Source organism: Hydrocoleum sp. CS-953 (genome assembly GCF_002260545.1).
GTDB lineage: Bacteria > Cyanobacteriota > Cyanobacteriia > Cyanobacteriales > Microcoleaceae > Trichodesmium.
This window is the reverse complement of record NZ_LGSU01000018.1, coordinates 1-1,061: the sequence shown is the minus strand read 5'-3', so window position 1 is coordinate 1,061 and position 1,061 is coordinate 1. Positions and strand designations below refer to the sequence as shown.

Annotated in this window: 1 protein-coding gene; it reads right to left on the bottom strand. The window is 30.8% G+C overall.

What is annotated here, in order from left to right:
• Window positions 1–7: 7 nt before the first annotated feature.
• Window positions 8–241 (bottom strand): transposase, encoded by a 234-nt coding sequence (locus tag AFK68_RS00060; protein WP_143437356.1) that lies wholly within the window; start codon window positions 239–241, stop codon window positions 8–10.
• Window positions 242–1,061 lie beyond the last annotated feature (820 nt).

Sequence of the window (1,061 nt, the reverse complement as noted above, 5' to 3'; positions counted from 1 at the left end):
TAAGCACCTAAACAAAATTAATTACATATTCTTGACCAAAATTATCAAGGACTTTTTTGAGATAGCAAAGGAAACTTTTCCAACTTTCGTAAGCATAAATTTCAATCCATTCATACTTAATAAATTTCCAGAGAGTTTCAATGGAGTTATGCTTGGATGAGTAAGTTGGGAAGCAAAATATATCTAAATTTTTCTCTTTCCACTCTTCTAATTTTTCGAGCATTTTATTACTGGTCTGGATTGGTGCTTAGTCTATGACTACTATAGTTTTAGTTCAACCTTCACTCTTCATTTATCTAAAAAATTAATTACAATTTGACTATCAATTATTCCCTGATGTCTTGCGTTATTTAATTCGTTTGTAAATCTCATTAATCTCAGAACATTAATTCTTTTACTTTGGCAACTATTGAAGTTATCCTTTCTGATTTTTTGCTATTCTTAAGGAATATCTGGGTATGAATCAAAAATCTATATTTCATCTAAATATCTTAAGTCTATAGTCATTCTGAATAAGACTAGGACGAGTGTTTCTTTCCTTGAAAGGGTTTCAGCCAGAAAAGTGTTTCATCCTTATTTGAAATGACTATATTTCTCCTTTTTTAGTTTCCTGTTTCAGCTATTCCAGTCTAGGTATTTTTACCGAAATATTGTGGTTTAAAGCCTCCCCTTTTAAGGGGATAATAAATAAAAATTTTCCTGTTCGTCAATCCTCTCCTTGAAAAGAAGAGGTAATTCGCGCATTCTNTAAAGCCTCCCCTTTTAAGGGGATAATAAATAAAAATTTTCCTGTTCGTCAATCCTCTCCTTGAAAAGAAGAGGTAATTCGCGCATTCTTAATTCGCGCATTCTTAATTCTTGAACTCTATTCTTAATTCTTGAACTCTATTTCCAATTCATTAAGTCAAGGGTTTTATACCAATTTCATAAAATATTGCTACAGTATCTTTGCTCTTAGAAGTCAGGAGCCAGGAGGTAATAATTTATAATATTTACTTTTTTTGAGAGTGATAGTGAGAGTGAGACTGTTTCATTTTTGACTAAAAACAATCCTATAATTT